A 25,987-nucleotide genomic window follows, 5' to 3' on the forward strand; every position below is an offset into this window, starting at 1 on the left:
GTAATTGAAAATGTCTGTTCCGGAAGCGGCTCTGCCGCGCCCGCATGTCGACGCGCATTCACTGCGCCAGTTTCCTACAAAGCGCCAACGTCCGATCTCCGCACGTGGACCAGCGATGCCGCGAAGCGACTTCGAGCCCTCGGCCGATCGCATCGGCACGCCACTCATCGTCGATCAGCACGCGCTCGATGCCGTCCAGCAGTTCGTCGTCGTGATCGGGTTCGACGAGCCATGCGGCCCCGCCCGCCACTTCCGGTAGCGACGTGCTGTTCGACGTCAGCACCGGCGTTCCGCTCGCGAGGGCCTCGAGAACAGGCAAGCCGAAGCCTTCGTAGACCGAAGGAAAGAAGAATGCGTGTGCACCGGCGTAGAGCGCCGGCAACGACGCTTCCGGAACAAAACCGAGGTAACGCAGCCACCCGGCCTGCTCCGCCTGCTCGATCTGGGCGAGCAACGCATCGTTGAGCCACCCCTTGCCGCCCGCCAATACCAGCGGAAATCGTTGCCTGAGCGACACCGGCAGCCGCCCGTAAGCGCGAATCAGTCGATCGACGCGCTTTCGCGGCTCGAGCGTCGACACGCACAGTGTATAGGTGCCCGCCCGCAAGCCGAACACGGCCAGCGCCGTCGTCAGCTCGTCCTCCGCATGTATGCGATACGCATCGCTGACACCGAGCTGGATGGCGGTGATGCGCTCGAGCGGCCAGCCGAAATAGGCCGCAACCTCATGACGGGTGGCCTCCGAATCGGTAATAAGATGCCGCGCGCGCGCAAGGGTCGACGCGAATCCCGTTTCGAAATGACGGATCCGCTCGATCGGATGGGTTTCCGGAAACTTGAACACCGAAAGGTCGTGCACCGTCACGACGCCGCTTTCCGCCGCCTCGGGAAGAAAATAATTGGGACCGTGACAGAAGTGGCTGCCGATCTCGCGCGCAAGACGCCAGCGCGCCAGCCTGCGCGAATGAAGCAGCTTTCCCCAGCCTGACTTCCCGGGCGTGCCTGCGAGGCCGCCTGGCCGTAGCAGCAGTGCCGGATCGTTGACCCAGCGCGTGCCGTGCAGGAAACGGACCGGCTGCTCGCACGATGTCGTGTGGTAGTGCCGGGCGAGTTCCCACGTGTAGCGACCGATGCCGGTCAGCGGATGAGCAATTGGATCAACGGATAGGATCAGCTTCACACAACGGTTCCATCTTTTTCCACGCCACCGACGGTGCACCGCCCCGCAGCGGGCAAACCGTCGCGGGGCGGTGCACGACGCGGGCCGCCGCCGGGGCGGCCCGCGTTCAGAACGACGCGCCTGCTTCGTTACGCCGAATATCCGCCTCCACCATCATCTGGCACAGTTCTTCGAGCGTCGTGCGCGGCTCCCAGCCCAGTTCCTCGCGTGCCTTGCGCGGATCGCCGATGAGCAGATCCACTTCAGCCGGACGATAGAACTTCGGATTAATGCGGACGAGTGTCTTGCCCGACGCGCGGTCGATACCGATTTCCTTTTCGTCGCGGCCTTCCCATACGAGGTCGTAGCCAGCCGCCTTGCCTGCCATCGTCGCGAAGTCACGCACAGTTTCGGTGCGATTGGTCGCGAGCACGTAGGTATCGGGCTGATCAGCCTGCAGCATGCGCCACATCCCTTCGACATACTCCTTGGCGAAGCCCCAGTCGCGCTTTGCATCGAGGTTGCCAAGTTCCAGCACGTCCTGCTTCCCGAGGCGAATGCGGGCCATGCTGTCCGTGATCTTACGCGTCACGAATTCACGGCCGCGCAGCGGGGATTCGTGGTTGAACAGAAGACCGCTGCAACCGAAGATGCCATAGCTCTCGCGATAATTCACCGTCATCCAGTGCGCGAACAGCTTGGCCACTCCATACGGGCTGCGCGGGTAGAACGGTGTGCTCTCAATCTGCGGAATCGCCTGCACCTTGCCGAACATCTCCGACGTGCTTGCCTGATAGAAACGGATGCCGGGGTTGACGATGCGGATGGCCTCCAGCAGGTTCAGCGCACCAACACCGGTAATGGATGCGGTCGTGTTCGGCTGCTCGAACGACACGCCGACGAAGCTCTGCGCGGCGAGGTTGTAGACTTCCGTCGCTTGGCTCGTCTGCAGCAGACGGATATTCGCGCTGAGATCCGTGAGATCGTACTCAACGAGATGCAGATTCGGATGGCCCATGATCCCGACTTCTTCGATGCGCCAGAAATTCACCGAACTGGTCCGACGGTACGTGCCGTACACCGTGTACCCTTTCTCCAGCAACAGTTGCGCGAGATATGTTCCGTCTTGACCAGTGATGCCGGTAATAATTGCTGTTGCGCTCATCGATACTCTCAAAGATAGTCAGAAAAAGTCTCTGCTTTCAGTCGGGCTGGCTGATGGCCTCATTCCCGCGGCGATGCCGCCCGCCGTCACTGCACTACAAACGTCCGCTTGCCCCGGCATGTAGCCGGCCGCAAACGTCCAATCGCTCCGAAAATGGAAACGCCGGCGCGCGATGCGCGCGCCGCCTCGTGATGCCGTTCCGGCTACCCGCTTACCGGAAGGTTTGCACGCCAGTAATAATCGGATATGCCACCGAGAACACGACATTCAGGAATTTCTGCACTTCTGCGATCGGGGCATTCGAGACGTACAGCAGATCCTTGTTGTCCATCATGAAACTTTGCGCGACGAAGAACGAATTCGGATCGCGCAAATTGACCCGATAAACAACTGGCACCTTGCCGTCCACAGTCGTACGCACCGGCGAAATCGGCCAGTCAAGCGCACCGGCATCCTCCAGCCGGAAAATGAATACCCCCTGCGCATCGGAGCGCGAGTCCTGTAGCCCGCCCGCACGAGCGAGCGCCTGAGCAAGCGTGATCCCTTGCGCCTCGAAATTGATTTCCTCGTTCTTGCCTGTCGCACCGAGAGCCATGAAACTGTATGGCTGAAACAACGCAGTGACGACGTCGCCCGCATGCAGCGGAATGTTTTGTCTCGGATCCCTGATCACGGTTTCGAGCGGCATCGCCACGACCTTGCTGCCGCGCGTAACCTGGATCGTGACCTTGTCGATCGGCTGACGCACGCCACCTGCACCCGCCAGCGCATCGAGCAAGCGCTCTCCACGAGCAGTCAACGGCAAGCGGCTGCTGGTCGTCACGTCCCCGACGACCGTCGCGTACGACGTCGCGTTACGAGCCAGCTTGACCAGGACTTGCGGATCGTGGGCAATGTTCCGGAGCCGGGCCGCGATGTCCCGCTGCAGCTGCGCCGGCGTGCGTCCCACCGCCTTCAGCTGCCCTGCGAACGGCACGTTGATCGACCCATCGCCATCGATGGTCTGGTCCGGCAATACCGTCACTCGCGCGTTGCTCGGACCGCCCTTGACGTCCGTCTGCGCGGCGCCGAACAGAGTCGCGGGCGGCGCCTCCCAGATCGATACCTCGATCGTGTCGCCCACCCCCAACTGCTGCTGGAATTCGGTCCCGCTGCCCAGCACCGCCGCAAAACTCGACGTACCGCGCTCGGCGAACAACTTGCGGGCAATCTGATCCGTCACATCCACAATCTGGATGCCCTCCGGATTCGCGCTTCTCGCAGATTGATCAATCTGCGAACGACTCGGTCCGGACGTCGGAATACTCGAGCATCCGGCAAGCAAAGCCACACCTAGGACGCACCCTACCCAAAATGATCTGCTTGACGAAAGCTGCATGTATTGCAAAATCGAGATATGAATTTGCTGCGGATTGTCGCATGTTGTCGACCGGCGTGGCGCGTCTCCTGCAAAATATATGAGATACGCAACAACTGGAAGCGCCCGGCCCGATCATAGCAAACAGTCATTGCACTTCTGTGTCACGCACCTTTCTGGACGCCACGCCCCCCCCGACTCATATCGTATCGGGTAGCATCCAGCGAGAGTCAAAAGCCCTCAATTAGCAAATGCCGCGAATTAAAGCAGGCGCAAGCCAGCCTCGGCAAAAGCCGCTTCTCGGGCGTTTTATCAGTACCGCACAAGACTTCCGGCGGACATCAGACAAGCAAAGCCGCGACGGTGACTTCCCGCGCTTTTTACGTTTGCTTATCGAAGGCCGTTCTTATTTCAAAATAGAGATAAGAATTTTCCAAGAATTGTCGCATGTTGTCAGCTAGAATGGAGCATCTCAAAAAAATTATGGGATAAGACGCTGGCTCCGGCACGCGGCCGTCCACACTCTTACAAAAGACCATTGCACTTCTTTCTGTGTCACCGATCTTTCTCGACGTTACCCGCCTTCTGACTCGCCTCCGTGCTGGACAGCATCCAACGGGAGTTGATCGCGTCGGCTTGGCTTACGTCGAGAATTATGGTGATCGTGCACGCGCGGTTCTCAGCGAACGTGGCTTCTCCGTTGTTTTATCGGTATCGGAGTCTCGGCGATTATTCGAGCAACTGCTCTCGGGATCCACGCGCCCTCCAGCACTCCCGGCTCTCGTGCTACGTGCATGCGCCAGCGGCGCCGGCTTCGGCAAGATGTCCGGCATCCTGCTTCATACCAGTCACAACGGCATGGAGTATCCGCGCTATTACACGACCATGAAACGGCGCGGAATTGGCCCGGTATTCATGGTCCACGACCTGATTCCGCTTACGCATGCCGAATATTGCCGCCCCGGCGTCGAAGCGACGCATCGCGTCCGCATCCATACTGCGTTCAGGCATGCGAGCGGCCTGATCGCCAACTCGCAGGCCACACTAGATTCGATCATTGACGAGGCCCAACGATCAGGCTTGCCGTCGCCGCCATGCACGGTAGCGCCCCTCGCGCCGGGCCCCATTCCGCGGCGAAGCGCACCGCGCCCGCTCGAGTCCCGCTACTTCGTGATGCTCGGCACGATCGAGCCGCGCAAGAATCATTGGCTGATCCTGCATGTATGGCGCCGGCTAGTCGAACGGTTCAGCAGTGCCGCGCCCAAGCTCGTGATCATCGGGCGCCGCGGCTGGGAATGCGAGAACGTCGTGGACATGCTGGAGCGCAGCCGTCCGCTGCGTGACGCAGTCATCGAAGAATCGAACTGCCCTGACGAGCGACTGAGCGCATGGCTCGAGCACGCGGAGGCGCTGCTTTTTCCTTCTTTCGTCGAAGGCTACGGCATGCCTTTGATCGAAGCTCTCGACCAGCGGATTCCCGTGATCGCGAGCGACTTGCCCGTCTTTCACGAGATCGCCGGCGATCTACCCGACTATCTGGATCCGCTTGACGGCATCGGCTGGTTCGAACGCATCGTAGCCTATACCGTGCCCGACAGTACGGAGCGCGCAGCGCAACTCGCCCGGCTCGGCCGGTTTCGCGCGCCGACCTGGGCCGATCATTTCGCCCGTGTCGACGCATTTCTGGGTTCGCTCAAGTAGATGACGTCCACGTTGCCCGCCTCCGTTCCGGCAGCCATGCCGACCGACGTGCGCTCGTCCGGTGCCGCCGCGTCCGCGGCCTCGGGATACGCCGCGGCATCCGGCCGCGCCATGCCGCTGCACCTTGGTCGCACCGGGCAGCACGGCCCGATCTGGGCAACATCCCGTCGCGGCCACGCCGCGCTGTCGTGGTTCGAGCTCCCATCCGGCGGCAAAGACGCGCTGATCGCGGCCATCGATGCTGCGTTGCGAAGCCGCACTGCCCCCGTACCTGTCGGCGATGTCGCACGCCTGATGGCGCGCGTCGTGGACGTCGGGGCAACCGGCGGACGACACCGACATGCGCCCTGCCCGTCGGCACTGCTGGCGCCGCGCGCTCGCGCCCGCGTGCTGCTGATCGACGAACGTGCCCGGGCACCGCGTGTCGGCGGCGGTGTCGCGCATCGCCGCGACACCGCGTTCGACGGGATGGTCGCCGCCGCGCGGACAGCCCATCCCGACGCGGAATTCTGGTTGGCGCGCTCGAGCGACGGCGGCACCGGTCGCTGGCTGTCGACTGCCGCCCGCTCGCTGCCGCCCGGACTGCACACGGCGCCCGGCGATGGCGCGTTGCCTGCCATGTTGCGTCACATCGACCACGTCTACGTGCTCGACGCATCGGAAGGCATGCTTGCACTGCTCGCGAATCGACGCGTGCATGTATTCGGTAATCCGTACTATGCGGGCTGGGGCCTGACCAGCGACGCAGCCGCCCTGCCCGGACGCACTGCACGCCCCGACATCGCCACGCTGTTCAGTTGCGTCTACCTGCAGTTCGCCCGTTATCGCGATCCGGTCACGCATCGATCCGGCTCGCTCGATGCGTTGCTCGACCTGGTCGAGCTTCAGCGCACGGTGCGAGGCCGCTATGCCGATCTTCAAGCGGTCGCCTGCGTCGGCATTCAATGGTGGAAGCGCGGATTCGTCACGCCGTTCGCTACGGCGGGCGGCGGTACGGTGCGCTGGCCGGGCACTGCGGCGGACGTGGCGACGCACGAACATGCTCTGTTCTGGGGGGCACGCGACAGTACGGGGCTGCCTCCAGGTATCGATACGGTGAGGATCGAGGACGGTTTTCTGCACTCGCACGGACTGGGTTCGGACATGATCGCTCCGCGTAGCCAGATCGTCGATCGCACCAGCCTCTACTTCGACGCCAGTCGGCCCAGCGACCTGACTGCGATCCTGAACGACACGGATTTCGACGACGCGGAACTCGCGCGCGCAGCCGCGTTGCGTCACCAGATCGTGGCCGCCGGCTTGACGAAGTACAACCTGGGACGCCGCCCTCCTACCTGGCAAGCACCGCAAGGCGCGACCGTGGCACTGGTCATAGGCCAGGTCGCCGACGATGCGTCGATTCGCCTCGGCACCGGCGCAATCCAGACGGCGGACGCCCTCCTCGAGACCGTACGGAAGAAGCGCCCACACGCCTATATCGTCTACAAGCCGCATCCCGACGTCCTGTCGGGTAACCGGCGCGGGCTCGTAGACGCAGACGGCCTGGCCGATGTCGTTGATCGCGATGCCGATCTGCTGTCGCTCATCGAAGTCGCGAACGAGGTCCACACGCTGTCGTCGCTCGCGGGCTTCGATGCGTTGCTACGCGGCAAACCGGTCTCCACTTACGGCCTGCCGTTCTATGCGGGCTGGGGACTGACCGACGATGCCATCACCCCGCAGCCGTGGCGCCGGCGCATGTTGACGCTGGACATGCTGATCGCCGGCGCCCTGATCCGCTATCCGCTGTACTGGGACTGGCAGCTCCGGCTCTACACCACCCCGGAAGCCGTCGCGACACAACTTGCACCCGGCGCACGGCGGGCATCGGGTCGCCTCCAGGGTGACCGGCTGCGGCCGCTCCAGAAAGCCGGCCGCTGGATCAGCAACGTGCTGCAGCATTTCCTGTGGCGTGCACGGGAGCGCACATGAGCTGATCCACGCCCCGCAACAGTGCGGCATGCATGTCGATTCGAATCCATCTTACGTTCGTCAAGAGTTAGGGAGTTACCACGATGCACATCTGTCCAGTCATCCTGTGCGGCGGCAGCGGCACCCGCCTTTGGCCCATGTCGCGCGGCGGCTATCCGAAGCAGTACCTCAAGTTGACCAGCGAAAACACGCTGGTCCAGCAAACCGCGCTGCGCCTGCGCAATCTCCCGGGTGCATCGGCGCCCATCATCGTCACCAACAACGACCAGCGTTTCCTGGTTGCTGAACAACTCCGTCAGGTCGACATCACGCCGTCGTCGATCGTGCTCGAGCCGGTCGGCCGCAACACCGCGCCCGCGATTGCGATCGCCGCGCTGCTCGCGCTGCACGATTCGCCCGATGCGTTGCTGCTGGTGCTGCCGTCGGACCACGTCATCCTCAACGAGCCGGCATTCATCGCAGCGGCCAATGAAGCGAGGCTGATCGCGGCCGACAAGCATCTCGTCACGTTCGGCGTCACGCCGACCGAAGCGCACACCGGTTTCGGCTACATCCGCCGCGGTACGGCCATTGCCGACGGCAAGCAGGTCTACAAGGTCGATGCATTCGTCGAAAAGCCCGACGCGCCGACTGCCGAGAGCTTCGTCGCCGAGGGCAACTACTACTGGAACAGCGGCATGTTCATGCTGAAGGCGTCCACGTACATCGAGGAACTGCATCGTCACGCGCCCGAGATCGCCCGCCAGGCCGAACTCGCGTTCGCATCGTCCCGGCGCGACAACGACTTCCTCCGCCTCGACGCGGACGCATTCGCGGCCATCCCCAACGTGTCGATCGACTATGCGGTAATGGAGAAGACCGAACGTGCCGCCGTCGTCACGGCCGCCGACCTCGGCTGGAACGACATCGGCTCGTGGAGCGCGCTCGCGGAAATCGCGGATGCCGACGAAAAGGGCAACGCGCTGATCGGCGATATCTTTACCGACGCTGTTGAGAACTCGTACATTCGTGCCGAACACCGGATGGTTGCCGCGATCGGCCTCGACAACATCGTCATCGTGGAAACGGCCGACGCCGTGCTGGTCGCGCATCGCGACAAAGCCCAGGACGTCAAGAAGATCGTCGAGTGGCTGAACGAGTCGGGGCGGCACGAGTCGGTCACGCACCGCCGCGTCGTCCGCCCGTGGGGCTCCTACGAGGGCATCGACCAGGGTGACCGCTTCCAGGTCAAGCGCATCATCGTGAACCCCGGCGCGCAGTTGAGCCTGCAGATGCACCACCATCGTGCCGAACACTGGATCGTCGTGAAGGGCACGGCAATGGTCACGAATGGCGACAAGGAAATCATGCTGACCGAGAACCAGTCGACCTACATCCCGCTCGGCGCGACCCACCGATTGACGAACCCGGGCAAGATCCCGCTCGAACTGATCGAAGTCCAGTCGGGCGCATATCTCGGCGAAGACGACATCGTCCGCTTCGAAGACACGTACGGCCGCGCAGCGAAGTAAACACGGCAACTTCCGGGTCACGTGCCGCAACCGCCGTCGATCCGATACCCCAGACGGGCAGCACGCACACGCGTCCTGCCCGTTTTTCATTACGTCAACCAATGTCAGCCCGGTTGCCCGCCCCTCCCACCTCAGGTTATAAAAGCGCCACCCATCCGGTGCATGCGCCGCCCTTTCTACCCCTGACTTCGGAGAACGCATGATCGATCTCGCCACAGCCCAGCAATTCCTGATGACCCGCGGTCTCGACTTCGGCCTCAACCTCCTCGCCGCGATCGTGTTGTGGTTCATCGGCCGCTGGGCGATCCGCATCGGCACGCGCCTGCTCGGCAAGGTAGTGCGCCGCAGCGGCAAGGTCGACCCGACACTGACCGACTACCTGACCTCCGTCGTCGGCGTGCTGCTGACGATCCTGCTGATCCTCGCGATCCTGCAGATCTTCGGCGTACAGACGACCTCGTTCGCCGCCCTGCTCGCCGGCCTCGGCCTTGCGATCGGTACCGCCTGGGGCGGCCTGCTCGCGCATTTCGCCGCCGGCGTGTTCATGCAGGTGCTGCGCCCGTTCAAGATCGGCGACGTGATCAGTGCAGGCGGCGTCACGGGCACGGTGAAGGAGCTCGGCCTGTTCGGCACGACGATCGTCACCGCCGACAACATCGTGACGATCGTCGGCAACAACAAGATCTTCTCGGACAACATCGCAAACTACAGTGCCACGCCGCACCGCCGCGTCGACCTGACCGCGAAGATCGCGAACAGCGTCGATGCGGTCGACGCGATCAACCGCCTGAAGACGTCGATCCAGCAGATCCCGAACGTGCTGACCACCCCGGCGCCGGACGTCGGTGTGCTGCAGTTCACGCCGGAAGGCCCGCTGCTGTTCGTGCGCCCGTCCACGGCACCCGAGCACTACTGGCAGGTGTATTGCGACACCAACCGCGTGATCCTCGAGACGTTCCGCGACGCGCAATACCCGACGCCCGAAACCCCGATCTCGCATCGCAACGCGTAACGGCGGCACCGGACGAAAAAAAAGCGTGGCACCCGCCACGCTTTTTTTACTGCACCGAGATGAGAACGAAACGCTCCCGCTCAACGCCCGCCCGCCTTCGGCACATTATCCGACTGCTTCCCGCGCACCAGCTTCCACACCGCGCCAAGCGCGACCGGCACGACCGCCGCCCCGATCCCGACCAGCACGATCACGTTCAGGTACTGGCGAATGAACGGGATGTTGCCAAAGAAATAGCCGAGCAGCACGAGCAGCAGCACCCACACCAGCGCACCGATCACGTTGAAGAGCTGGAAACGCGCGGCGCTCATCGACGATGCCCCCGCCACGAAAGGCGCGAACGTCCGCACGACCGGAATGAAGCGTGCGAGCACGATCGTCTTGCCGCCGTGCTTGTCGTAGAACGAATGGGTCTTCTGCAGCGCGGCGCGATCGAGGAAGCGCTCGAGCACCGGGATATGCGTATTGAACACCTTCGGGCCGATCCAGCGGCCGATCATGTAATTGACCGTGTTGCCGCTGATCGCCGCGACGAGCAGCAGCACGATCAGCAAGCCGACATTCATCTCGCCCGTCGCCGCGAACGCGCCGCCGATGAACAGCAGCGAATCGCCGGGCAGGAACGGGAACACGACGAGCCCCGTCTCGCAGAACACGATCAGGAACAGCACGAGGTAGACCCACGCGCCGTACTGCCGGATGAAATCGCCGAGGAAAGCGTCGATATGCAGGACAAGGTTGACGAAATGAAGCAGCGTATCCAAATGCGATTCCTCGAAGGCGATAGGGCCGGAACGGCCGAAAAAGGCTGAAGCGCCCGCCGGTCAAGGCCGGAGGGTGTTACGGACCCATGATACCGAAACTACCTTAAGGCTCCGTGAAAAAACGTAACCGCCAGTCGCCCCGGCACGCAATCGCCGCCTCGCTATAATTCGGCCATGTCCGATATCACCGAAACGGCCGCGGGCGCCGCGCCCGCCCCTGCTCCGCGCCCGCTGCGCGCGATCCAGCCCCTGCCCGACCAGCTGATCAGCCAGATCGCCGCCGGCGAGGTCGTCGAACGTCCGGCGTCGGTCGTCAAGGAGCTGCTCGAAAACGCGATGGACGCCGGTGCCAGCACGCTGCGCATCGTGCTGGAAGAAGGCGGCGTCAAGCGCATCTCGATCACCGACGACGGCTGCGGGATTCCGCCGGACGAGCTGGCACTCGCGCTGATGCGCCATGCGACCAGCAAGATCCGCTCGCTCGAGGAGCTCGAAGCGGTCGCGACGCTCGGGTTCCGCGGCGAAGCGCTCGCGTCGATCGCGTCGGTCGCCGAGATGTCGATCACGAGCCGGACGGCCGATGCCGCGCACGCGATGAAGATCGACGCGCAGACGGGCGTGCTGTCGCCGGCCGCCGGCGCGACCGGCACGACGATCGAGGTGCGCGAGCTGTACTTCAACACGCCCGCGCGCCGCAAGTTCCTGAAGAGCGAGCAGACGGAGTTCGGCCACTGCCTGGAAATGATTCGCCGCGCGGCGCTCGCGCGGCCGGACATCGCGATCTCGGTGCTGCACAACGGCAAGGCGGTCGAACACTGGAACGCGACCGAGCCGGCGCAGCGCGTCGCGAAGATCCTCGGCGACAGCTTCGCGACCGCGCACCTGCCGCTCGACGAGCAGGCCGGCCCGCTCGCGGTCTACGGCTGCGCCGGCCTGCCGACCGCAAGCCGCGGTCGCGCCGACCAGCAATACTTCTTCGTCAACGGCCGCTTCGTACGCGACAAACTGCTGACGCACGCGGTACGCGCGGCCTACGAGGACGTGCTGCACGGCGACCGCTACCCGTCGTATGTGCTGTTTCTGGACCTTCCGCCCGAAGCCGTCGACGTGAACGTGCACCCGTCGAAGATCGAGGTGCGCTTCCGCGATTCGCGTTCGATCCACCAGTACGTGTTCCATGCGGTCCAGCGCGCGCTGGCGCGCCACGCGGGCGCGTCGCCGGAAACCACGGCGGGCGGCCATGCCGCGCAACTCTCACCGGCGCCGCGCGGGCCCGCTTCGTTCCTGGACACACCGCTCGGCCAGAGCCGGGGCGACGCAGCCGGCAGCGGCGGTAGCGGCTTCTCGTCGCCATCGTCGTCCTCGTCATCGGGCAACACGTGGATGCGTCAGGCGCGGATGACCCAGGGCACGCTGCCCGTCGCGCAGCCGCTCGCGCTCTATGACGCGCTGTTCGGCCGCAAGGACACCGGCGCGGGCACGCCGGACGGCACGACGACCCTCGCCCGTGATTCGGCCGACGCGCCGGTCGCACCGCTGTCGGGCTTCACCGCGTCGCCGATCGCCGCGACCACGCACGACGAGCAGCCACTCGGCTTCGCGCTGGGCCAGATCCACGGCATCTACGTGCTCGCACAGAACGCACACGGCCTCGTGATCGTCGACATGCACGCGGCGCACGAGCGGATCCTGTACGAACAGTTCAAGAACGCGCTTGCCGACCGCTCGGTCGCGGTGCAGGCGCTGCTGCTGCCGATCTCGATGACGGCCACGCCGGTCGAGATCGGTACGGTCGAGGAAGAGCGCGACACGCTCGAATCGCTCGGCTTCGACCTGGCGGTGCTGTCGCCGACGACGCTCGCGATCCGCGCGGTCCCAGCGCTGCTGAAGGATGCCGACCTGCAGTCGCTCGCGCGCGCGGTGCTCGCCGACCTGCACGCGTTCGGCGGCTCGCGCGTGCTCACCGAGCGCCAGCACGAACTGCTCGGCACGCTCGCGTGCCACCACGCGGTGCGCGCGAACCGGCGCCTGACGCTCGACGAGATGAACGCGCTGCTACGGCAGATGGAAGCGACCGAACGCGCGGACCAGTGCAATCACGGCCGGCCGACGTGGTATCAGCTCACGCTGAACGACCTCGACCGCCTCTTCATGCGCGGACAATGAGCGCGGCACCGCACGCCCACCCCAGCCCGACGACGATCGCCTGCCTGCTCGGCCCCACCGCATCGGGCAAGACGGCCGCGGCGCTGGCGCTCGCCGCGCGTCGGCCGATCGAGATCGTCAGCGTCGATTCGGCGCTCGTCTACCGCGACATGGATATCGGCACCGCGAAACCGTCGCGCGACGAGCGCGCGAGCGTGCCGCATCATCTGATCGATATCATCGATCCGGCCGACGCGTATTCGGCCGCGAGCTTCCGCGCGGACACGCTGCGCCTGATCGGCGAGATCGCCGCGCGCGGCCGCACGCCGCTGCTCGCGGGCGGTACGATGCTGTACTACAAGGCGCTGACGCAGGGGCTCAACGACCTGCCGGGCGCCGATCCGGACGTGCGCGCGACGCTCGATGCCGACGCCGAGCGCGATGGCTGGCCCGCGCTGCACGCGCGGCTCGCGCAGGTCGATCCCGACACGGCCGCGCGGCTCGCGCCGAACGATTCGCAACGGATCCAGCGTGCGCTCGAAGTGTTCATGCTGAGCGGGCAGCCGATGTCGGTGCTGCTTGCCGCGCCGCGCCGCACCGACGATGCAGCCGCCGCTTACCGCTTCGTGCCGGTCGCGCTCGAACCATCGGATCGCGCGGTACTGCACAAGCGGATCGCGCAGCGCTTCGACGCAATGCTGGACGCGGGCTTCATCGACGAAGTCGAGCGGCTGCGCCGTCGCGAGGATCTCCATCCCGACCTGCCGTCGATGCGCTGCGTCGGCTACCGGCAGGCATGGGAATTCCTCGACGGCGATACCGATTACCGGACGATGCGCGACAAGGGCATCTTCGCGACGCGCCAGCTCTGCAAGCGCCAGATCACCTGGCTGCGCGCGATGCCGGAGCGGATCGTCGTCGACTGCATCGCGCCGGACTCGACGGCACGCGCACTCGACGCGCTCGAACGCGTGCTCGACGGCCGCACGCCGGGCTGACCGCGTCAGCCGCGCTCGCGCGCTGCCAGGCGCGCGCGGGCGCCGTCGACGATCAACGCAACACCACGCTCGAACGCCTCGTCGCCGCTGCGCTCGCGCAGCGCGGCCCAGCCCTTCGCGAGCAGCGGATACTCGGCTTCGTCCGGCAGCGGCGCACCGGCGTCGCCGTCCGGTTCCGCCTGCTCTTCCAGCACCCATCCGACCACGAAGCGGCCCAGCGCATACATCACGTCGACCGCCTCGTCCGGCGCGAAACCCGCGTCGCCGAGCAGCGCGACCTTGCGCTCGATCGAGCCGAAGTGCAGCGCGCGCGGCCGCGTACCGGCATGCAGGCGCGCGCCGTCGCGATAGGCCAGCAGCGCGCGCCGGAAACTGCGCGCATTGTCCAAAAGCCACGCATCCCACGCTTCGCCCGGCCGCGGCAGCGACGCATCGTGACGCTCGAGCATGATCGCCTCGGCCATCGCATCGAGCAGTTCGCCCTTGTTCTTGAAATGCCAGTAAAGCGTCGGCGACTGCACGCCGAGCCGCTCGGCGAGCTTTCGCGTCGACAGCCCGTCGATGCCGACTTCGTCGAGCAGCTCGAGCGCCGCGCGCAACACCGTGTCGCGCGTCAGCCGCGCCCCTGTGTCCTTCATCTCTATCACCGATAGGGAAAGTTATGGAATAATTGTCACTCTATCACCGATAGAGTTACGCTCTTGAATCCGTCCCTGATTGCCATCCTGGCCACGGTCCTGCTCGACGCGATCGGCGTCGGGATCGTGATGCCGATCCTGCCCGGGCTGCTGCGCTCGCTCGCCGACGCAGGCAGCACCGATACCCACTACGGGATCCTGCTCGCGCTGTACGCGTTCGCGCAGTTCCTGTGCGCCCCGCTGCTCGGCGCGCTGAGCGACCGCTTCGGCCGCCGGCCCGTGCTGCTCGTGTCGCTCGCGGGCGCCGCGCTCGACTACCTGCTGATGGCGCTCGCGCCGACCCTCGCGTGGCTTTACGTGGGGCGGCTGATCGCAGGCATCACCGGCGCGAACGTCGCGGTCGCGACTGCCTACGTCACCGACGTCACCGCCGAACCCGATCGCGCACGACGCTTCGGCCAGCTCGGCGCGATGATGGGCATCGGCTTCATCGCGGGCCCGCTGATCGGCGGCCTGCTCGGCGCGCTACACCTGCGTGCACCGTTCGTCGCGGCCGCCGTGCTCAATGCGCTCAACCTCGTACTGGTCTGGCGTGCGCTGCCGGAATCGCGGCCGCCTTCGGCCCGCGAAGGCCACGCGGTTGGCGCGCTCAATCCGTTCGCCAGCCTGCGCCGGCTGACCGGCGCGCCCGCGCTCGCCCCGCTGATCGGCATTTACGTGATCGTGGCGCTGGTGTCGCAGGCGCCCGCAACACTGTGGATCCTGTACGGCCAGGAGCATTTCGGCTGGTCGACGCCGATCGCGGGGCTGTCGCTGGCAGGCTACGGCGCGTGTCACGCACTCGCGCAGGCCTTCGCGATCGGGCCGCTGATCGCGCGGCTCGGCGAGCGCCGCGCGCTGGCTCTGGGCCTCGCAGGCGACGCGCTCGGGCTCGTGGCGATCGCGTTCGCGACCGCCGCGTGGGTGCCGTTCGCGCTGCTGCCGCTGTTTGCGGCAGGCGGCATGACGCTGCCGGCCCTGCAGGCGATGCTCGCGCGACAGGTCGACGATGCGCGCCAGGGTGAACTGCAAGGCGCGCTTGCGAGCGTGGCGAGCCTGATCGGCGTCGCGGGGCCGCTGGTCGTCACCGCGACCTATGCGGCGACACGCGCGACGTGGCCGGGGCTCGTCTGGGCCGCGGCCGCACTGCTTTATCTGCTCGTCCCGCCGTTGCTGGCCGGTGCGCGGCCGGCGGGCGCGGCACGGCCGTCCGCATGAGCGTCGGCGCGCCCCGTCGCGCTCACTGCGCGAGCGTCACCAGATTCGCGTCGCGCACGAGCTGCCAGCGGCCGTCGGCCTTGCGGAAGATCGTCAGCGTATGGCCCGACCGACGGATTGTCTCGCCCCCCGGCGGGGTCGCCTCGATCTCGATGAAATTGCGCATGTACGCCCAGTCGCCCAGCACGCGCAGCTCGTCGATCCGGTAACGGCCGTCGATCTTCGGCGCGTTGCCGCCCCCGGCGTTCGCGTCGCGCGACGCGGCCGCAAACGCCGCCTTGTCGAACGGCGGCTTGCCGGCCACCATGAAGATCGCGTCGTCGGCGATCAGGTCGAGCACCGTCGCCAGGTCGCCACGCCGGCTCGACACGAACCAGTTGTCCACGAGCTCGCGGATCGCGTGTTCGTCTTCGGTCATCGTCGTCCCTCCTTCATCGGCGCGCGTCCGAACGCGACGCCACGCCCGAAAAAAAAGCCGCCCGGATCGACTCCGGGCGGCTTTCCTTGCTGCATCTGCTGCAGGCAGTGCGTCAGACCACGACCGTCTGCGCCTCGCCTTCGCGGGTCGCACGCACGGTGCCGATCTTCCACACCTGTTCGCCGGCGGCGGTCAGGTCGGCGATCGCTGCGTCGGCATCAGCCGCCGACACGATCACGGCCATGCCGATGCCGCAGTTGAACACGCGGTGCATTTCCGCATCGGCGACACCGCCGTGCTCCTGCAGCCACTTGAACAGCGGCGGCAGCGGCCATGCGTTCTGGTCGAGCTCGGCGGTGAGGCCTTCGCGCAGCACGCGCGGAATGTTCTCGACGAGACCGCCGCCCGTGATGTGCGCCATGCCCTTCACCGACAGCTTCTGCATCAGCGCGAGCAGCGGCTTCACGTAGATGCGCGTCGGCGCCATCAGCGCGTCGGCCAGTGAACGGCCGTGGAAATCGGCCGACAGGTCGGGGTTCGCGCGCTCGATGATCTTGCGCACGAGCGAGAAGCCGTTCGAGTGGATGCCGCTCGATGCGAGGCCCAGCACCACGTCGCCCTCGGCGATCGTGCTGCCGTCGATGATCTTGCTCTTCTCGACCGCGCCGACCGCGAAGCCGGCCAGGTCGTATTCGCCGTCCGGGTACATGCCCGGCATTTCGGCCGTTTCACCGCCGATCAGCGCGCAGCCCGACAGTTCGCAACCCTGCGCGATGCCCTTGACGACCGTTGCGGCGGTGTCGACGTCGAGCTTGCCGCACGCGAAGTAGTCGAGGAAGAACAGCGGCTCGGCGCCCTGCACGAGGATGTCGTTCACGCTCATCGCGACGAGATCCTGGCCGACGGTATCGTGTTTGTTCAGATGAAACGCCAGCTTGAGCTTGGTGCCCACGCCGTCGGTGCCCGACACCAGCACGGGCTCCTTGTACTTCTTCGGCACTTCGAACAGCGCGCCGAACCCGCCGATGCCGCCGAGCACACCGTCGCGCAGGGTTTTCTTCGCAAAAGGCTTGATCTTGTCGATGAGTGCGTCGCCCGCGTCGATGTCGACACCTGCGTCGCGATAGGACAGACCCCGAGCGTCGGGAGCGGATTTCGGAGGATTCATGGGGGAATGCGAGAAGGTCGGTAAAATGCGATTTTACCCGAAGCCGGCCCGTTGGCCGGAATTCCCAGCACCGAATCGTCAGGGATTGCATCTTGGTCAACACGTCCCCGTTTTCATCGCCGAGCAAACCGCGCCGAAACCGGCGTGGCGCCGTGCGTGCGGCCGCGCGTGAAGCCCGTGAAGACGCAAGCCCCGGCGCGTGCCCGGCGTACGGCGCGCGTATTTTCAACCGACCCGCATTGTGACTGTTGTGTCTCGTCAACTGACGCTCGATCTCGGCACGCCGCCGCCCGCCACGTTCGACAACTTCATCATGAACGAGGAGAACGACGAGCTCATCTCGCGCCTGCAGAAGCTCGACCTCGCGCTCGCGGCGGGCCCCGTGCCGGACCGGTCGTTCTATATCTGGGGCGAGCCCGGCTGCGGCCGCACCCATCTGCTGCAGGCGCTCGTGAGCGACGCGTCGTACAGCTATGCGCGCTACCTGACGCCGCAGAGCCCGCTCGGCGCGTTCACGTTCGACCCGCGCATCGGCATCTACGCGATCGACGACTGCGACCGGATGAGCGACACGCAGCAGGTCGCGCTGTTCAACCTGTTCAACGAAGTGCGCGCGCACCCGTCGAGCGCGTTCGTCGCGGCGGGCCCCGCGGCGCCGCTCGCGCTCGACGTGCGCGAGGATCTCCGCACGCGCCTCGGCTGGGGGCTCGTGTTCCACCTGTCGCCGCCGTCCGATGCCGGCAAGATCGCCGTGCTCAAGCTCGCGGCGAAGGAGCGCGGGATCGCGCTCACCGACGACATCGCCGCCTACCTGCTGACCCATTTCCGCCGCGACATGCCGAGCCTGATGGCGCTGCTCGACGCGCTCGACCGCTTTTCGCTCGAGCAGAAACGCGCCGTCACGCTGCCGTTGCTGCGCCGCATGCTGGCGCGTCCCGGCGACGACATCACCCCACCGGGCACGGGCCCGAACCGCTTCGAGTAAAATGCGCTTCCATGACTAATCTGGCACTCTTTGACCTCGATCACACGCTGATCCCGACCGATAGCGACCACGAATGGGGCCGCTTCATGGTGAAGCTCGGCATCGTCGACGCGGAAAGCTTCTCGCGTCAGAACGATCAGTTCTTCGCCGACTACAAGGCCGGCAAGCTCGACATCCACGCGTACCTCACGGCGATGATCACGCCGCTCGCGAAGTATTCGCGCGCGCAGCTGGCCGAATGGCACGATCAGTACATGCACGAGGTGATCCGCCCCGCCATGACGCCCGCCGCGCTCGAGCTCGTGCGCAAGCACCTCGATGCGGGCGACCTGTGCTGCGTCGTGACGGCGACCAACGAATTCATCACGCGCCCGATCGCGTCCGCGTTCGGTGTCGACACGCTGATCGCCTGCGAGGTCGAAACGACCGACGGGCATCCCGATTCGCCGTACACGGGCCGGCCGACCGGCACGCCGAGCTATCGCGAAGGCAAGATCGTGCGGACCGAAGCGTGGCTCGCGTCGCTCGGCAAGCAATGGAGCGACTTCCCGCACACCTATTTCTACAGCGACTCGCACAACGACATCCCGTTGCTCGAGAAAGTCACCGACCCGATCGCGACCAACCCTGACGACACGCTGCGTGCGCATGCAAGCAACCGCGGCTGGCGCATCCTCGATCTCTTCTGAACGTCGTGATCAAAAAATTCATCCGCAAGCTGCTCGGCCAGGACGAAACCGAGCAAACCTCTCCCGCAACGGCCCCGGCCGACGAAGCGGCCCCTGCTACCCCGCGCGCCCCGAAGGGCGCCCGCGGCGGCGCGAAGAAACCGCGCAGCAACCATGAACCGACCGTCGTGCCGGCCAGCGTGCACGGCATCAACCCGGCGCTGATCTCGAAGAATGCCGTGCGCGTGACCGACACGCTGCAGCAGGCGGGCTTCCGTGCGTTCATCGTCGGCGGTGCGGTACGCGACCTGCTGCTCGGCATCGCGCCGAAGGACTTCGACGTCGCGACCGATGCCACGCCGACCGAAGTGCAGCGCCTGTTCCGCCGCGCACGCCTGATCGGGCGCCGCTTCCAGATCGTCCACGTGCAGTTCGGCCAGGAGCTGATCGAGGTGTCGACGTTCCGCGCGCTGGTCGACGCGCCGCCCGAGGCGGCCGCTGCCGAGCCGCCGAAGCGCCTGAAGCGCGACGAACTCGATCGCCGCACGCACGCGGTGGACGCGAGCGGCCGCGTGCTGCGCGACAACGTGTGGGGCGAGCAGCACGAAGACGCCGCGCGCCGCGACTTCACGATCAACGCGATGTACTACGACCCGTCGACGCAGACGGTGCTCGACTACCACGACGGGATGGCCGACGTGCGCGCCCGCCTGTTGCGGATGATCGGCGATCCGGCCACGCGCTTCCGCGAGGATCCGGTGCGGATGCTGCGCGTCGTGCGCTTCGCAGCCAAGCTCGGTTTCGAGATCGAGCCGCATACGCGCGAACCGATCAACGCGCTCGCCGACCTGATCAACAACGTGCCGGCCGCGCGCCTGTTCGACGAAATGCTGAAGCTGCTGCTGTCGGGCCACGCGCTCGCGTGCCTGCAGCGGCTGCGCAAGGAAGGCCTGCACCACGGGCTGCTGCCGCTGCTCGACGTCGTGCTCGAACAGCCGCAGGGCGAGAAGTTCATCACGCTCGCGCTGAACAACACCGATGCACGCGTGCGCGCCGGCAAGACGGTATCACCCGGCTTCCTGTTCGCGACGCTGCTGTGGCACGACATGCGCCAGCGCTTCGAGCAATACACGGCGGAAGGCGAAATCCCGGTGCCGGCGCTCCATCGCGCGATGGACGACGTGCTCGACATGCAGACCGAGAAACTCGCGATCCACAAGCGTTACTCGGCCGACATGCGCGAGATCTGGGGCCTGCAGCTGCGTCTCGAGAAACGCTCGGGCCGCAGCGCGATGCGGCTGCTGGAACACCAAAGGTTTAGAGCGGGGTATGATTTCCTCCTGTTACGCTGCGAATCCGGCGAGCTCGATGCGGAAGTCGGACAGTGGTGGACGGATTTCATCGAAGGCGACGCGGCCGCTCGCGAGGCATTGCTCACGCAGGGCGGCACGAAGGAAAAATCGCCCCGCAAGCGGCGCCGCCGCGGCGGCGTGCGAAACCGCAAGCCGGGTGAAGGTGCCGCCGAGCCGGCACCGGACGCCTCGGGCGGTTCCGACGACTGACGCGCTCGCCGGCGAACGACGTAGGAAGTGATGCCATGACGGTTGCATATATCGGACTGGGGGCGAATCTCGGCGATGCGCGCCAGACCCTGAAGGACGCGGTGGTGTGCCTTGCGCAGCAGCGCACCATCTCGATCCTCGGCAAATCGAGCCTGTATCGCACGGCGCCCTTCGAAGCGGGCGGCGACGACTACTACAACTGCGTCGTCAAGCTCGACACGACGCTGTCGGCCCGCGAGCTGCTCGCGCTGTGCCAGAAGATCGAACATCACTTCGGCCGCGAGCGCCCGTATCGCAATGCGCCGCGCACGCTCGATCTCGACATCCTGCTGTTCGGCGACGATTCGATCGACGAGCCCGACCTGATCGTCCCGCACCCGCGCCTCACCGACCGTGCGTTCGCGCTCGTGCCGCTCGTCGAGATCGAGCCGGCACTCGACATCCCCGCGCGCGGCCGGGCCGACGCGTTCCTCGCCGCCGTCGCGGACCAGCGCGTCGAGAAGGTGCAGACCTGCCAGTGCCTGATGCAGAAGGCGCTCGCTGCCAGCGCAGACGCCGACAAGAACCGCTGCCGATGACCCCGACTCCCCTCACCGTCACCGCGCCCGACCTGCGCGCCCCGCATCGCTATCTCGTGATCGAAGGCCCGATCGGCGTCGGCAAGACGACGCTCGCGCGCCTGCTCGGCGAACGCTGGTCGATGCAGACGCTGCTCGAGCGCCCGCAGGACAACCCGTTCCTCGAACGCTTCTATCGCGACACCGCACGCTACGCGCTGCCCGTGCAGCTGTCGTTCGCGCTGCAGCGCGCGCAGCAGGCACGCGAGCTGATCGGCGCGCTCGACACGGGCCGCCCGGTCATCGCCGATTTCATGCCGCAGAAGAACGACATCTTCGCGCGGCTGAACCTGCCGGAAGACGAGTGGCAGCTCTACCGCTCGGTCGCGACGCACGTGGACGTGCCGCAGGCGCCGTCGCCCGACCTCGTCGTCTACCTGCAGGCGAGCCCCGAAGTGCTGTTCTCGCGCATCCAGAAGCGCGGGCTGCCGATGGAGCTGCAGATCAGCGATGCGTACCTGCGCTCGCTCGTCGACGCGTACAACGAATTCTTCTACCACTACGATCGCACCCCGGTGCTGACGGTCGCCGCCGAACACCTGAACCCGCTGGATTCCCCCGAAGATCTCGCCCTGCTGGTCGAGCGCATCGAGACGATGCGCGGCCGCAAGGAATTCTTCGTCAAGGGCGAGACGACGCGCTGACGCGTCCTCGCCTGTCGTTCCACCCCCATTCGAACCGGATTTCCCATGACCTATCTCCAGGAATCGAGCCGGCCTGCCGTCACGGTGCCCAAGCTGCAGGCAATGCGCGACGCCGGCGAGAAGATCGCGATGCTCACCTGCTACGACGCGAGCTTTGCCGCACTGCTCGACCGTTCGGGCGTCGACGTGCTGCTGATCGGCGATTCGCTCGGCAACGTGCTGCAGGGTCACACGACCACGCTGCCCGTGTCGCTCGACGACATCGCGTATCACACCGCCTGTGTCGCCCGGGCGCAGCCGCGCGCGCTGATCATGGCCGACCTGCCGTTCGGCACGTACGGCACGCCGGCCGAGGCATTCGCCAGCAGCGTGAAGCTGATGCGCGCCGGTGCGCAGATGGTCAAGCTCGAAGGCGGCGAATGGCTCGCCGAGACGGTCCGCTTCCTCGTCGAGCGCGCGGTGCCCGTGTGTGCGCACGTGGGCCTCACGCCGCAGTCGGTGCATGCGTTCGGCGGCTTCAAGGTGCAAGGCAAGACCGAAGCCGGTGCGGCGCAACTGCTGCGCGACGCGCGTGCGGTCGAAGCGGCCGGGGCGCAGGTCGTCCTGCTCGAAGCCGTGCCGACACTGATCGGGTCCGAGGCCACGCAGATGCTGCGCGTGCCGACGATCGGCATCGGTGCAGGCGCCGACTGCTCGGGCCAGGTGCTCGTGCTGCACGACATGCTCGGCGTGTTCCCCGGCAAGCGGCCGCGCTTCGTGAAGGATTTCATGCAGGGCGAGCCGAACATCCAGGCGGCCGTCGAAGCGTATGTGCGCGCGGTGAAGGACGGTTCGTTCCCCGGCCCCGAGCATTCGTTCTGACGTCCGGCGCGGTGCCGGCGATGCGTTCGCCGGCGCCTCGATGAAAAAAACGCGACGCCCTTTGCGGGGCGCCGCGTTTTTTCTTTCTCACGCTGCCGGCAGCGGTCGATTATCCGCCGGTTACTTCAGTACCGCGTCGAGCGCGCCGCGCAGCGCATTGGTCAGCAGCAGCGCCCCCGCACGCGCGAGATCGTCGCGAGTCACGACCCGCTCGGTCGCGCCGAACGCACGATCGTCGAGCAGCACGCCACGCATCACGCCCGGCAGCACGCCGGACTCGAGCGGCGGCGTCACCCACTGGCCATCGAGCTTCACGAACAGGTTCGAGCGCCCGCCTTCCGTCACCTCGCCGCGCTCGTTGACGAACAGCATGTCGAAGCCGCCGAGCGCCTCCGCCGCCTGCCACGCGCGATCGTATTCGGCGCGGCGCGTGGTCTTGTGCAGCAGCAGCGCATCGCCCGCACGGGTCGGCGCGAAGCCGTGCGCGGGCGCCAGCAGCACGCCGACCGGCCCCGCCGGCAGCGGCTTGAGCGGCGCCGTGATGATCTCGATCGTGCCGTCCTTCGCGATCACGAGCTTCATCCGGTACGCGCCGTCGCCGTCGAGCGCCGCGCAGCGCGCGTCGATCTCGCGACGTAACGCATCGGCGTCGAAGCGGAAGCCGAACGCATCCGCGCTACGCTGCAGCCGCGCGAGATGGCGATCGAGATGCCGGATGCCGTCCGCACGCGTGGCGGCCGTCGTTTCGAACAGCTGGAAGCCGGGATCGGCGTCCGTCAGGAATCGCGCTTTCAATTCGCACTCCGCATATTCGTCGGCCGCGACGCTGTCAAGCACGATGCCCGCGCCAACGCCCATCGTGCCGCGACGCCGGGCTGCAATCACCGTAGCCGGATGACGTGCTTCGGCAGCCGTCGCACCTTCGCAGTCAGCGCCTTCACTGGCAGCACCTTCGCCGGCCGCGTCGAGCGTCAGCGTACGGATCGCGACCGACAGGCAGAAATCGCCGCAACCGGCCAGGCGATCGCCCGGCGCGTCGGAATCGGCGCGTTGCTTCGCAGCGTCAAGCCAGCCGATCGCGCCCGTATAAAGCCCGCGCGGCGTCGACTCGATCGCGTCGATCAGTTCCATCGTCTTGTGCTTCGGCGCGCCCGTGATCGATCCGCACGGAAACAGCGCCCGCAGCATCTGCGCGAACGTCGTCCCGTCGCGCCAGCCGGCCTCGACCGTCGACGTCATCTGCCACACCGACGCATACGGCTCGACGGAGAACAGCGCCGGCACGCGGACCGTGCCGGTGCGCGCGATCCGCGACACGTCGTTGCGCAGCAGGTCGACGATCATCACGTTTTCCGCGCGGTTCTTCGGGTCGTTCGCGAGGAACGAGGCCGCCGCCGCATCGTCGCGAGGGTCGGCCGAACGCGGTGCCGTGCCCTTCATCGGCCGCGCGCGCAGCACGTCGCCGTGCTTCTCGACGAACAGCTCGGGCGAGCACGACACGACCCACGGACCGTCGGGCAACGCGATCAGCGCGCCGTAGCGCACCGGCTGGCGCGCACGCAGCCGCCGGTACAGCGCGAGCGGCGTGCCGAACACGTCGAAGTTCAGCCGGTACGTGTAGTTGACCTGATACGAATCGCCCGCACGCAGCGCGTCGTGCACCGCGGCGATCGCCGCGTCGAACGCATCGCGCGACACGCTCTTTTCGACGTGCGCGACGCCCGCGATCGACGGCGTGCCGCCGCCGTCCTGCTGCGCGAGCCACGCGTCGACTTCGTCGCGCGACAGGCGCTCGCAGCGCGCATACAGCAAAAAGCGCAGCGGGGCGGGGCCCGACTGCGCTCGTTGCAGGTTGCGTCCGAATTCGTAGTCGCCGACGACGACCGCATGCAGCCCGTCGCGCAGATCCTGCGCCACCGCCGCATCGACCTCGTCGAGCCGAGCCGGATCCGTGCACACGCGTTCGCGCACGAACCCCGAATACAAACGACTCGACCGCGCAAGCGCGGTCGAGTCGCAATCGTCCAAGAGCGCGAACGACGCGCTCTCGTTGCCTTCAGTCATGCTGTTACTCGAGTTACTCGAAGAAGCTCTTCACACGATCGAACCAGCTCTTGCTCTGCGGGCTGTGACGCGCGCCGCCCTCGGCCAGCGATTTCTCGAACTGCTTGAGCAGGTCGCGCTGGTTGTCGGTCAGCTTCACCGGCGTCTCGACCTGCACGTGGACGTACAGATCGCCCGCGATGCTCGAACGCAGCCCCTTGATGCCCTTGCCGCGCAGGCGGAACGTCTTGCCCGACTGCGTGCCTTCCGGCACCGGGAACGACGCACGGCCGGCCAGCGTCGGCACCTCGATCTCGCCGCCGAGTGCAGCGGTCGTGAACGGGATCGGCATCTGGCAATGGAGATCGTCGCCGTCGCGCTCGAACACCGAGTGCGGCTTGATGTGGATCTCGACGTACAGGTCGCCCGGCGGCCCGCCGTTGATGCCCGGCTCGCCGTTGCCGGCCGAGCGGATCCGCATCCCGTCGTCGATTCCGGCCGGGATCTTCACCTCGAGCGTCTTGGTTTCCTTCACCTTGCCCGACCCGTGGCAATGCACGCACGGCTCGGGGATGTAGGTGCCCGTGCCATGGCACTTCGGGCAGGTCTGCTGGATGCTGAAGAAGCCCTGCGACATGCGCACCGTGCCCTGGCCGTGACAGGTCGGGCAGGTTTCCGGCTTCGTGCCGGGCTTCGCGCCCGACCCGTGGCAGACCTCGCACGACACCCAGCTCGGCACGCGGATCTGCGTGTCGTAGCCGTGTGCGGCCTGCTCGAGCGTGATTTCCATGCTGTAGCGCAGGTCGGCGCCGCGATACACCTGCGGGCCGCCACGGCCGCCGCGCGCGGCGCCGCCCGCTGCCTGGCCGAAGATATCGCCGAAGATGTCGCCGAACGCGTCCGCGAAGCCGCCGAAGCCCTGTGCGCCCGCACCGCCCATGTTCGGATCGACGCCCGCGTGGCCGTACTGGTCGTACGCTGCCCGCTTCTGGCCGTCCGACAGCATTTCATAGGCTTCCTTCACCTCCTTGAAATGCTCTTCCGCATCCTTGCTGTCCGGATTGCGGTCAGGGTGATACTTCATCGCAAGCTTGCGATACGCCTTCTTGATTTCGTCGTCGCTCGCATTCTTCGCGACGCCCAGAACCTCGTAGTAATCCCGTTTCGCCATATCGATTCACTGTGCCGCCACGCATCGCGCACACGGCGGCTCCTTTCGCCTGCAGTAAAGTCTCTCGACTCGTCTGGCGCTGCGCCCGCCGCGGACGGCTCGTGCAGCACCCGCCAAAAAACAAATGTGCCCGGAGGGCCGCGAAGCCCGCCAGGCGTGGAGTCGATCCGGC

General features: G+C 66.2%; 22 protein-coding genes. 13 read left to right on the forward strand and 9 right to left on the reverse strand.

Annotated features, from left to right (window positions below):
• Window positions 1-58: 58 nt before the first annotated feature.
• The 3 genes from CFB34_RS20585 to CFB34_RS20595 all read right to left on the reverse strand — a co-directional run bounded on the left by CFB34_RS20585 (window position 59) and on the right by CFB34_RS20595 (window position 3,702).
• On the reverse strand, window positions 59-1,180 hold the full coding sequence (locus tag CFB34_RS20585) for a glycosyltransferase family 1 protein (protein ID WP_089439296.1): 1,122 nt from the start codon (window positions 1,178-1,180) through the stop codon (window positions 59-61).
• A gap of 106 nt (window positions 1,181-1,286) precedes the next feature.
• A complete protein-coding gene (gene gmd, locus CFB34_RS20590) occupies window positions 1,287-2,324 on the reverse strand; it encodes a GDP-mannose 4,6-dehydratase (protein WP_071333965.1) in 1,038 nt (345 codons plus the stop codon).
• 211 nt (window positions 2,325-2,535) lie between these two features.
• A complete protein-coding gene (locus tag CFB34_RS20595; protein ID WP_089439295.1) occupies window positions 2,536-3,702 on the reverse strand; it encodes a polysaccharide biosynthesis/export family protein in 1,167 nt (388 codons plus the stop codon).
• Between the two features lie 531 nt (window positions 3,703-4,233).
• On the opposite strand from CFB34_RS20595, the gene CFB34_RS20600 reads away from it, so the two are divergent.
• The 4 genes from CFB34_RS20600 to CFB34_RS20615 all read left to right on the forward strand — a co-directional run bounded on the left by CFB34_RS20600 (window position 4,234) and on the right by CFB34_RS20615 (window position 9,876).
• Window positions 4,234-5,382 (forward strand): glycosyltransferase family 1 protein, encoded by a 1,149-nt coding sequence (locus CFB34_RS20600; RefSeq protein WP_089439294.1) that lies wholly within the window; start codon window positions 4,234-4,236, stop codon window positions 5,380-5,382.
• Window positions 5,383-7,353, forward strand: a complete 1,971-nt coding sequence (locus tag CFB34_RS20605) for a capsular biosynthesis protein (protein WP_089439293.1) — start codon at window positions 5,383-5,385, stop codon at window positions 7,351-7,353. It begins immediately after the preceding gene.
• Between the two features lie 83 nt (window positions 7,354-7,436).
• Window positions 7,437-8,864 carry a mannose-1-phosphate guanylyltransferase/mannose-6-phosphate isomerase gene (locus tag CFB34_RS20610; protein ID WP_089439292.1) on the forward strand — a complete coding sequence of 476 codons (1,428 nt, stop codon included), beginning with the start codon at window positions 7,437-7,439 and terminating at the stop codon, window positions 8,862-8,864.
• A gap of 199 nt (window positions 8,865-9,063) precedes the next feature.
• Window positions 9,064-9,876, forward strand: a complete 813-nt coding sequence (locus CFB34_RS20615) for a mechanosensitive ion channel family protein (RefSeq protein WP_089439291.1) — start codon at window positions 9,064-9,066, stop codon at window positions 9,874-9,876.
• Window positions 9,877-9,956: 80 nt separating this feature from the next.
• Here the strand turns inward: CFB34_RS20615 and CFB34_RS20620 are convergent, their stop codons facing one another.
• Window positions 9,957-10,640 carry a DedA family protein gene (locus CFB34_RS20620; RefSeq protein WP_006484968.1) on the reverse strand — a complete coding sequence of 228 codons (684 nt, stop codon included), beginning with the start codon at window positions 10,638-10,640 and terminating at the stop codon, window positions 9,957-9,959.
• Between the two features lie 174 nt (window positions 10,641-10,814).
• Here CFB34_RS20620 and mutL point away from each other — a divergent pair, with 174 nt between their 5' ends.
• Both mutL and miaA read left to right on the forward strand, forming a co-directional pair.
• Window positions 10,815-12,806, forward strand: a complete 1,992-nt coding sequence (gene mutL / locus CFB34_RS20625) for a DNA mismatch repair endonuclease MutL (RefSeq protein WP_089439290.1) — start codon at window positions 10,815-10,817, stop codon at window positions 12,804-12,806.
• Window positions 12,803-13,783, forward strand: a complete 981-nt coding sequence (gene miaA, locus CFB34_RS20630) for a tRNA (adenosine(37)-N6)-dimethylallyltransferase MiaA (RefSeq protein WP_089439289.1) — start codon at window positions 12,803-12,805, stop codon at window positions 13,781-13,783. Before mutL ends, miaA begins: the two co-directional genes overlap by 4 nt.
• 5 nt (window positions 13,784-13,788) lie before the next feature.
• On the opposite strand, the gene tetR is transcribed toward miaA, so the two are convergent.
• Entirely contained in the window at window positions 13,789-14,421 is a 633-nt protein-coding gene (gene tetR, locus CFB34_RS20635) for a tetracycline resistance transcriptional repressor TetR (RefSeq protein WP_089439288.1), read from the reverse strand.
• Window positions 14,422-14,484: 63 nt separating this feature from the next.
• On the opposite strand from tetR, the gene tet reads away from it, so the two are divergent.
• Complete coding sequence (tet, locus tag CFB34_RS20640) at window positions 14,485-15,678, forward strand: Tet(A)/Tet(B)/Tet(C) family tetracycline efflux MFS transporter (protein WP_089439287.1); 1,194 nt, start codon at window positions 14,485-14,487, stop codon at window positions 15,676-15,678.
• A gap of 22 nt (window positions 15,679-15,700) precedes the next feature.
• Here the strand turns inward: tet and CFB34_RS20645 are convergent, their stop codons facing one another.
• Together CFB34_RS20645 and purM are read right to left on the reverse strand one after the other, a co-directional pair.
• Window positions 15,701-16,096, reverse strand: a complete 396-nt coding sequence (locus CFB34_RS20645) for an SgcJ/EcaC family oxidoreductase (RefSeq protein ID WP_089439286.1) — start codon at window positions 16,094-16,096, stop codon at window positions 15,701-15,703.
• 112 nt (window positions 16,097-16,208) lie between these two features.
• Window positions 16,209-17,264, reverse strand: a complete 1,056-nt coding sequence (gene purM, locus CFB34_RS20650; RefSeq protein ID WP_089439285.1) for a phosphoribosylformylglycinamidine cyclo-ligase — start codon at window positions 17,262-17,264, stop codon at window positions 16,209-16,211.
• A 250-nt stretch (window positions 17,265-17,514) separates the two neighbouring features.
• Between purM and hda the strand changes: the two genes are divergently transcribed.
• From hda to panB, 6 genes are read left to right on the forward strand one after another with little or no spacing between them, the layout of a single operon-like run.
• On the forward strand, window positions 17,515-18,249 hold the full coding sequence (gene hda / locus CFB34_RS20655; protein ID WP_218828625.1) for a DnaA regulatory inactivator Hda: 735 nt from the start codon (window positions 17,515-17,517) through the stop codon (window positions 18,247-18,249).
• A gap of 11 nt (window positions 18,250-18,260) precedes the next feature.
• Window positions 18,261-18,938, forward strand: a complete 678-nt coding sequence (locus CFB34_RS20660) for an HAD family hydrolase (protein WP_089424564.1) — start codon at window positions 18,261-18,263, stop codon at window positions 18,936-18,938.
• 5 nt (window positions 18,939-18,943) lie between these two features.
• Complete coding sequence (gene pcnB, locus CFB34_RS20665; protein ID WP_089439283.1) at window positions 18,944-20,479, forward strand: polynucleotide adenylyltransferase PcnB; 1,536 nt, start codon at window positions 18,944-18,946, stop codon at window positions 20,477-20,479.
• Between the two features lie 35 nt (window positions 20,480-20,514).
• The gene (gene folK / locus CFB34_RS20670) at window positions 20,515-21,057 is read left to right on the forward strand and encodes a 2-amino-4-hydroxy-6-hydroxymethyldihydropteridine diphosphokinase (protein WP_089439282.1); all 543 of its coding nucleotides are present in this window, start codon (window positions 20,515-20,517) and stop codon (window positions 21,055-21,057) included.
• Window positions 21,054-21,740 (forward strand): deoxynucleoside kinase, encoded by a 687-nt coding sequence (locus tag CFB34_RS20675; protein ID WP_089424561.1) that lies wholly within the window; start codon window positions 21,054-21,056, stop codon window positions 21,738-21,740. Before folK ends, CFB34_RS20675 begins: the two co-directional genes overlap by 4 nt.
• A gap of 45 nt (window positions 21,741-21,785) precedes the next feature.
• Complete coding sequence (panB, locus tag CFB34_RS20680) at window positions 21,786-22,601, forward strand: 3-methyl-2-oxobutanoate hydroxymethyltransferase (RefSeq protein WP_089439281.1); 816 nt, start codon at window positions 21,786-21,788, stop codon at window positions 22,599-22,601.
• 120 nt (window positions 22,602-22,721) lie between these two features.
• Here the strand turns inward: panB and CFB34_RS20685 are convergent, their stop codons facing one another.
• Together CFB34_RS20685 and dnaJ are read right to left on the reverse strand one after the other, a co-directional pair.
• Window positions 22,722-24,665, reverse strand: a complete 1,944-nt coding sequence (locus CFB34_RS20685; RefSeq protein WP_089439280.1) for a bifunctional anthranilate synthase component I family protein/class IV aminotransferase — start codon at window positions 24,663-24,665, stop codon at window positions 22,722-22,724.
• A 13-nt stretch (window positions 24,666-24,678) separates the two neighbouring features.
• Window positions 24,679-25,815 carry a molecular chaperone DnaJ gene (gene dnaJ, locus CFB34_RS20690; protein WP_089430628.1) on the reverse strand — a complete coding sequence of 379 codons (1,137 nt, stop codon included), beginning with the start codon at window positions 25,813-25,815 and terminating at the stop codon, window positions 24,679-24,681.
• Between the last annotated feature and the right edge of the window lie 172 nt (window positions 25,816-25,987).

Origin of the sequence: Burkholderia sp. HI4860, from assembly GCF_002223045.2 — a bacterium.
In the GTDB taxonomy this organism is placed as follows: domain Bacteria; phylum Pseudomonadota; class Gammaproteobacteria; order Burkholderiales; family Burkholderiaceae; genus Burkholderia.

Excerpts from the sequence above, each read along its gene's own strand:
- gmd (WP_071333965.1), bottom strand. The coding sequence starts at position 2,324 with ATGAGCGCAACAGCAATTATTACCGGCATCACTGGTCAAGACGGAACA.
- CFB34_RS20595 (WP_089439295.1), bottom strand. The coding sequence starts at position 3,702 with ATGCAGCTTTCGTCAAGCAGATCATTTTGGGTAGGGTGCGTCCTAGGT.
- CFB34_RS20605 (WP_089439293.1), top strand. The coding sequence starts at position 5,383 with ATGACGTCCACGTTGCCCGCCTCCGTTCCGGCAGCCATGCCGACCGAC.
- CFB34_RS20610 (WP_089439292.1), top strand. The coding sequence starts at position 7,437 with ATGCACATCTGTCCAGTCATCCTGTGCGGCGGCAGCGGCACCCGCCTT.
- CFB34_RS20615 (WP_089439291.1), top strand. The coding sequence starts at position 9,064 with ATGATCGATCTCGCCACAGCCCAGCAATTCCTGATGACCCGCGGTCTC.
- mutL (WP_089439290.1), top strand. The coding sequence starts at position 10,815 with ATGTCCGATATCACCGAAACGGCCGCGGGCGCCGCGCCCGCCCCTGCT.
- miaA (WP_089439289.1), top strand. The coding sequence starts at position 12,803 with ATGAGCGCGGCACCGCACGCCCACCCCAGCCCGACGACGATCGCCTGC.
- tetR (WP_089439288.1), bottom strand. The coding sequence starts at position 14,421 with ATGAAGGACACAGGGGCGCGGCTGACGCGCGACACGGTGTTGCGCGCG.
- CFB34_RS20645 (WP_089439286.1), bottom strand. The coding sequence starts at position 16,096 with ATGACCGAAGACGAACACGCGATCCGCGAGCTCGTGGACAACTGGTTC.
- purM (WP_089439285.1), bottom strand. The coding sequence starts at position 17,264 with ATGAATCCTCCGAAATCCGCTCCCGACGCTCGGGGTCTGTCCTATCGC.
- CFB34_RS20660 (WP_089424564.1), top strand. The coding sequence starts at position 18,261 with ATGACTAATCTGGCACTCTTTGACCTCGATCACACGCTGATCCCGACC.
- folK (WP_089439282.1), top strand. The coding sequence starts at position 20,515 with ATGACGGTTGCATATATCGGACTGGGGGCGAATCTCGGCGATGCGCGC.
- CFB34_RS20675 (WP_089424561.1), top strand. The coding sequence starts at position 21,054 with ATGACCCCGACTCCCCTCACCGTCACCGCGCCCGACCTGCGCGCCCCG.
- panB (WP_089439281.1), top strand. The coding sequence starts at position 21,786 with ATGACCTATCTCCAGGAATCGAGCCGGCCTGCCGTCACGGTGCCCAAG.
- CFB34_RS20685 (WP_089439280.1), bottom strand. The coding sequence starts at position 24,665 with ATGACTGAAGGCAACGAGAGCGCGTCGTTCGCGCTCTTGGACGATTGC.
- dnaJ (WP_089430628.1), bottom strand. The coding sequence starts at position 25,815 with ATGGCGAAACGGGATTACTACGAGGTTCTGGGCGTCGCGAAGAATGCG.